This is a genomic window from Terriglobia bacterium (assembly GCA_036496425.1).
GTDB lineage: Bacteria > Acidobacteriota > Terriglobia > 20CM-2-55-15 > 20CM-2-55-15 > 20CM-2-55-15.
In genome coordinates this window covers 1-6,611 of record DASXLG010000104.1, presented here as the reverse complement: position 1 = coordinate 6,611, position 6,611 = coordinate 1, and the positions used below count along the sequence as shown (strand labels likewise).

The following is a 6,611-nucleotide window of genomic DNA, read 5'->3' as shown; positions in this document are numbered from 1 at the left end:
CAGCAACCTCGAATGATGCAATCTCCAATAGGTTCCCTCCCCTAATACTTCAGTATCGTATCCACCGAATATTTCTTGTGATCAGAGTATTCGGTGATCTGGCGGAGATTGAATCCCTTCAGCAGCATGATTTTTGCGTTGAGCCGGATGTCGGTCCGGACCGGCAGCCAGATCTCGTCATTGAATTTCCGGCGTTCCGCGACGATGGACGCGCCTTTTTGAAGCCGCGCCAGAATGCCCAATCCGATCGAGATGGTATCGGTGACCTCGATTTCCACCCGCGCGAGCTGATGATCCTGCTCATCGACCCACACCTTGCCGGCGACATGCTGCATATTTTTGCCGTCAAATGTCTTCGGCTTGTAGGTCGCCGGGACCTTCGGCCGGAACTGCAGCACGATCGCCGGGCGGCCGTCGATGTTTTCACGGCCGGTTATCTGGACGTCGAAGACGCCGAACGCATCGTCGATGATCTCCTGCTCCTTCCGCAGTCTTTCCGCGCGCCGGCGGTCACGTTCCGCCGGCGCGAGCCGGCCGCGCTGCTGCTGCGACTCTGCGATCCGCTTTCGTAGCGCCTCCTCTTCCTTTTTCGCTTCATCGGGCGTGAGCGGCCTGCCGTCCTTTTCCGTCTGCCGGCGATATCCCACGTGTTCGGGCGATCCCGGAAACACCTGGTACGCGTTCACCTCCGTCTTTTTGGGCTGGTTTTTCGAATCGAGTTCCGTATCCGTATGTTTTTCGATGTAAGTGTACTGGCTCAGCAGAAGGCTGTCCGTATGAATCGTTTTCCGCAATTCCGCCAGGAACGGCTTCAGTTCCGGCAGCGGCGGAGCCGTATTCTGAAGAAAAAGAAATGCGGCGAGCAGGTAGACGTTGAACATAGAGTTCTTTCGACGGTTCGTTCCGGATTCGGTCGCAAATTGTATACTGCCACGATGAAATATGAACAGCCAGGCACGGATGACCGGCGGATCTGGGATTTACTTCTCACCCAAACGTATCAGGCGGCGGTCGTCGCGGCCGACGAAGCCGGCGTGTTTGCGGCGCTCGGCGAGAAGCCGGCCACGATCGCCGAGCTCGCGGCCCGCCTCGACTTTGACGGACGCGCCACAGGCATTCTGCTTCGCCTGCTTGGCGCGCTCGGCCTCCTGACCCAGCGGCTCGGGCGTTTTCAGCTCACGGACGAAGCGCGTCATTATCTTGTGAAGTCCGGACCGTTCTATTGGGGCGCCATGCTGAGTGTCGGGATCAACGACGGACATCGAACGAGACTGCTGGCGAAGCTCCGGACGAAAGGTTCGGATCGCGTCACGGGGCCGGAAGGCACGCCTCAGGTTTCCGGCGAAGGCCGTGTTGCCGATAACTGGGCCGCGGGCACTATTTCGCTCGAACAAGCCCGGGGCGTCGCCGAGCGGATGCATGCGCATTCACTGCTTGCCGCGATCGGGGCCGCGCGCAACTACGACTTCACAGGCATCCGGCGGGTGCTCGACGTCGGTGGCGGTTCCGGCTGCTTCATGATCGCCATGGCCCAGAAGCATCCGCATCTCCGCTGCACGATCATGGAGCTTTCCGCGATGTGTGAAGTGGCACGAGACTACATTAAAGAAGGAGAGGTTTCCGATCGTGTCGACACGGTTGCCGTCGACATGTTCCGCCAGCCTTGGCCGAAAGGCTATGACGCGCTCTTCTTTTCGAATATCTGGCACGATTGGAATTTTCAGACCTGCCGCTGGCTCGCCGCCCGCGCCTTCGAAGCCCTGCCGGCCGGAGGCCGCATCATGCTGCATGAAATGCTGCTGGACGATGACGGCGCCGGCCCCGTCACAGCCGCATCATTCTCCATGCTGATGCTGCTCGGCACGCAGGGCCAGCAATTCACCTTCGGCGAACTGAAAGGGATTCTCGAGGGCGCCGGCTTCACCGGCGTCGAAACCATGCAGACCAGCGTCTACTACAGCATTACCACTGGCTATAAACGTTAGTGCGGAAACGTGTCTGGTGGCGGCCAACTCCCCGCCTAACTCAGGTGGGGAGTTGCAAAGCCTTCAGCATGGATCCGCCCTGATCCAGGACCCATGGCATTTCGGTGTCAAAGTCCAACAATTCGCCCTAATTTGCCCGCGGGACCTGAGTTGACCACCGGCTTTTGCATGCTCTCGGAATGAGCCTGGCCGACCTTGCAGTCGATTCGCATTTGCCGGAAGCCGCGATTCGCGAGCGTTCCCGTGAGATCGAGCGCCACCTTCTGTCCGAGTCTCGGTGTATTCGGGCCGCGAACTTCACTTCGATACACAGCCAGGACCTCGCGTTGCTGTTCGATGCCTATGACACCCGGGTTTTTGAGGGCGAGTGCCGGAAGACTCTGGACGGGCGCCGCCTCAGGTTTCGTTTATCGACGCGAATGACCCACACGGGCGGCAAGACCACCCGTTTTCGTACGAGTTCCGGTGACGTCCTTTTTGAGATCGCGATCGCGTGCGGTTTGCTCTTCGACGGCTTCGGCGCCCGGGACCGGACGGTGACCGTGTGCGGCCTCGAGTGCAACACCCGCCTGGAAGCGCTGCAGCGGATTTTCGAGCATGAAATCGTACACCTTATCGAACAGCTTTGTTGGGTAGACAGCGACTGCGCCGGTCCGCGATTTCAAACGATCGCGGGCCGGCATTTTTTGCACCGCGAGCACACCCATCGGCTGATTACACGCAACGAACGTGCGGCAAGCGCGGGCATCCGGACGGGCGCGCTGGTCGAATTTCCTTTTGAAGGACGCCGCCTCGAGGGCCGCGTCAACCGCATCACCAAGCGGGCAACAATCCTGGTCGAAGATGCGCTGGGACAGCCTTTCTCCGACGGCCGGCGGTATAAGACCTATTACGTGCCCATTGCGCTGCTCTCTCCTGTCCTCACGGCGCCTGAAATGTAACAGGTCCTCTTACGAACGTCAGAGAATCTCTGCATTGCGATAGAATGCGAATCATGTCCCTTGCAGATGTACGCCTCACCACAGCTGAGAAAATCGGCATCCGCGAGGCCCTTTCGGCGGCTTCGGTGAGGACAGGAGTGCGCCTGGAAGCGAATCAGCTTGTTCGGCTCGCGCACCGATCCATCGGCAAGGGAGGCGATATTTGACCTTTATGTCGAAATCGGCGCGCCGCCGGCCGCCGAACCAGGCGAGGCGCAAAAGGGTCAAGACCATCGCTTTCGACCTTCAGATCAATGTTGGACAACCCGGCAGATCACCATCGCGGGTTGGTCTGCCGGGTCACAACTGGCGTTATCGCTAAATCCGCTAGATCCGTTCAATCCGTGCTTACTTTCCCGTGACCGACCGGATCGTCCAGAAGTCGCTCGCGAGATGCGGATCCAGCAGATATTCGTACGGCATCATGCAATATCCCTTGATTCCCCAACTCGTTCCCCACGAATTGCGAATAATGAACACTCGCTTGCTGTTGTCGTATCCGACAGCGACCACGCAATGACCGCCGACGACTTTCTCGTTTGCAGACGGCATGGGAACAATGCCGCTGTCGGCCACTTCCTGGCCTTCAAAACTCTCGTAAACCGTAAAACCAAGTACAAAAGGATATCCTTCTGCAAGGCAACCTTGCATTTGCGGAAGGATCTGAGCGACGCGTGAATAGGCGGAGACCAAGTCCTGTTTGGCGTCGGAATAAGCGGAGGCCGGAGGCTGGTCTGCAAACTTGGAGATATCGTAAGGCCAATCGGTTTCCGGGGGCGCCCCAAGCGTGCCAACCGATTTAATGCCATCACGTACTTGAGCGCCGCTATCTTGATGCACGGTGTGCTCCATGACGCGTTCGTTGTAGTAAATAAACAAGCGCGATGGCGTAAATCCTTTGGCGCCCTGTTTCCTCTGGTCGAACTCGACAGCCGCCGCGATACCGTTGCCGGTACAGCTGCCGAGCTGACCCTGGTCATAGACAGGTGGGCACTTCGGTCTTAAGTCGATAACCGCCGGTAATCCCCGCGGAAAACGAATCAGGGGAGCGGCATATAAGAAGTCCCTGGTATCGGGCAGATCTCTAACCCACCCGTACGCTCCATGTCGAGAAGGGCGGCGTACCGGCAGCTTCGCGAGTGCCTCCGCGACGCCGCCAGTTTTTGCCGATCGTCTTGAAGCTGTTTGATGTGCTTTGCTTTTTGTTGCCATTGTCGATCCTTTCTGTTTTCGAGTCGATTGATGTCTGGTCAGCAGAACAGAAAAAACGGGGCCATTCGGAATCGTCCCCGTGCTTGGTTGAGTTGTCAACACGAGGGGCCCAGAAAGTTTCCGAAACCTCCCGGCAAGCGACTTTCGGATAAAGTGTACGAATAGTGCTGCAAACTGAACCCGTTGGGCGCATCAGCTTACAGGCTGGAGCCCATCCAACTTGGCGAAGCACTCCCGCCGGGCGGTGTCAAGGAAGTCGCGGATAAAAGGCTGTCGTGCGGCTTCCTCCGTCGTCACGCCATAGAGATTGCTCCAGAGGCCGTTTTTCCCGATTCTCCGGGCGGTCACATATCCGTAGCGGAGATAGTTGGTAATTCCCCAGCTGGGCAGGGCCGCCACGCCTCTTCGACTGGCGACCAGCTGAAGGATGGCCATGGTCAGTTCGGTGGTGCGCCTTTTGGGGTGGACGCGGGCCGGCTTGAGCACGTAGCGGATCAGGTCGATGCGATCGTCGGGAACGGGGTAGGTAATCAGGGTCTCTTCGGCGAAATCGGCGGCGGTGAGATATCGCTTGTTGCGGAGCGGATGGTCCGTCGGTAGCACGGCGAGAATCTCGAAGCGAAAGAGCGGGTGAAAGACGAGGTTGCGGCGGCGTTTGCATTCCGAGCCGATGACCAGGTCGGCCTCGTTGTCTGCCAGTAACGCCAGCGAATTGGGATGGAAGCCCGACACGAGGTCGAGTTCGACGTGAGGCCAGTCCACTCGAAACGCATCCATGACCGGCAGCAACCAGTCGAAACAGGTGTGGCATTCCAGCGCGATCCGGAGAGTGCCGACCGGTCCGGCCGCAATCCGGACCAGGTCGCGTTCGGCGGTCTGGATTTCGTTGATCACCGTCCGCCCGAGCGCCACCAGGCGTTTTGCCGGGTCGGTCAATTTCACCGACTGGCCGTCGCGCAGGACCATACCCACTCCGTAATGTGTCTCCAACGCTTTCAGCTGATGGGACACCGCCGACTGCGTCAGGTGCATGCGATCGGCGGCCCGGGACACGGTTCCGGTTTCGTCGATGGCGATCAGCGTGCGCAAATGACGGATCTCGAGCACGAATGCCCTCCCTGGGTCAGGTATGAATGATTTTCATCTTTTAATGGACGAGCTTTCATTTGACTCATAGACAAGCGTACGCGACGATGCCGCTGTCCGTCAAAGTTGGATTTCACAGGAGCTATCAAATGAGCATCGATTACCGGGCCGATCATGTGGGCAGCCTATTGCGGCCCGCCGAATTGCTGGAAGCACATGCCGCCGAGCCGCATAACAGCGAGAAGCTGCGCGAGCTGGAAGACAGGCATATTTCGCGGGTTCTCGCGAAACAGAAGGAACTGGGGCTTGAAATCTTTGCCGACGGCGAGTTGCGGCGCCGGAATTTCATGGCCGGCATGACCGATACCGTGGAGGGCTTCGACTTGAACACCTCGGTCACGCGAACCTGGCAGGCGGGAAACGCTGCCGGAACAGACTCCCGGGCGAGCGCCAACCCGTTGGGCGTTGTAAATGCGAAGGTCCGGGCCTTGCGCCCGCTCACCGGTCACGAATTGCCCTACATGAAACAACACTGTCCGGGCGCGATCAAGATGACGCTGCCGAGCGCCACCCAATTTCCTGCGATTGCGTACAGGGACGGCGTCACCGACAAGGTGTATCCCAACCGTTCGGCGCTGCTTTGGGATCTGGTCGAAATCGTGAAGACGGAGATGGCGCGGCTTGCCGACGAGGGAGTGAACTATATTCAGATCGACGCTCCTCGTTACAGCTACTACATGGATCCGAAATGGCGCGAGTGGATCCGCACCGAAATGAACGCCGACCCGGATGCCATGTTTGAGGAATCCCTGCGCGCCGATAATGCCTGCCTGGCGGCGGCGCGCCGTCCCGGAGTGACGCTCGCGATTCATCTTTGCCGCGGCAACAATCGCAGCCATTGGTACGCGCAGGGCGGTTACGACGCCGTCGCCGAAAAGCTGTTCGGAACATTGGACGTGGACCGCTTTCTTCTGGAATACGACGACGAGCGGTCCGGGAGTTTCGAACCGCTGCGCTTTGTACCGAAGGGCAAGGTCGCGGTGCTGGGTTTGGTGAGCAGCAAACTCGCCGGTCTGGAGGACCAAAGCTCGATTGTTCGCCGCATCGAGGAAGCAGCGCGTTATATGCCGCTCGATGGTCTGGCTCTCAGCCCGCAGTGCGGTTTCGCGTCCATGATGGAAGGCAATCTGATGAATGAAGAGCAACAGTGGGCCAAATTGAAACTGGTGGTGGAGACGGCTCGCGCGGTTTGGAATTGATTCAATACCAGCGGAGCGAGGGAAGGGGGAGTATTGCACCATTGCATCATTAGAAGTTGCTGCATTTCAAATTTAGAACTGCAAAAACT

Annotated in this window: 7 protein-coding genes; 4 read left to right on the top strand and 3 right to left on the bottom strand. The window is 58.6% G+C overall.

All coding sequences use genetic code 11. The annotated features are described in order from the left end of the window. Positions 1 to 41: 41 nt before the first annotated feature. Complete coding sequence (locus VGK48_07535; GenBank protein ID HEY2381020.1) at positions 42 to 881, bottom strand: hypothetical protein; 840 nt, start codon at positions 879 to 881, stop codon at positions 42 to 44. Between the two features lie 54 nt (positions 882 to 935). Between VGK48_07535 and VGK48_07530 the strand changes: the two genes are divergently transcribed. The 3 genes from VGK48_07530 (at position 936) to VGK48_07520 (ending at position 3,132) form a co-directional block, all read left to right on the top strand. Further along, positions 936 to 1,985 carry a methyltransferase gene (locus tag VGK48_07530; GenBank protein HEY2381019.1) on the top strand — a complete coding sequence of 350 codons (1,050 nt, stop codon included), beginning with the start codon at positions 936 to 938 and terminating at the stop codon, positions 1,983 to 1,985. Between the two features lie 179 nt (positions 1,986 to 2,164). After that, on the top strand, positions 2,165 to 2,926 hold the full coding sequence (locus tag VGK48_07525; GenBank protein HEY2381018.1) for a SprT-like family protein: 762 nt from the start codon (positions 2,165 to 2,167) through the stop codon (positions 2,924 to 2,926). Positions 2,927 to 2,970: 44 nt separating this feature from the next. Next, positions 2,971 to 3,132, top strand: a complete 162-nt coding sequence (locus tag VGK48_07520) for a hypothetical protein (protein ID HEY2381017.1) — start codon at positions 2,971 to 2,973, stop codon at positions 3,130 to 3,132. A gap of 181 nt (positions 3,133 to 3,313) precedes the next feature. Here VGK48_07520 and VGK48_07515 read toward each other — a convergent pair whose 3' ends face one another. Next, positions 3,314 to 4,177, bottom strand: a complete 864-nt coding sequence (locus VGK48_07515; protein HEY2381016.1) for a C1 family peptidase — start codon at positions 4,175 to 4,177, stop codon at positions 3,314 to 3,316. 192 nt (positions 4,178 to 4,369) lie between these two features. Further along, a complete protein-coding gene (locus VGK48_07510; protein HEY2381015.1) occupies positions 4,370 to 5,284 on the bottom strand; it encodes a LysR family transcriptional regulator in 915 nt (304 codons plus the stop codon). A gap of 128 nt (positions 5,285 to 5,412) precedes the next feature. On the opposite strand from VGK48_07510, the gene VGK48_07505 reads away from it, so the two are divergent. Then, the gene (locus VGK48_07505; GenBank protein ID HEY2381014.1) at positions 5,413 to 6,522 is read left to right on the top strand and encodes a methionine synthase; all 1,110 of its coding nucleotides are present in this window, start codon (positions 5,413 to 5,415) and stop codon (positions 6,520 to 6,522) included. Positions 6,523 to 6,611: the final 89 nt, after the last annotated feature.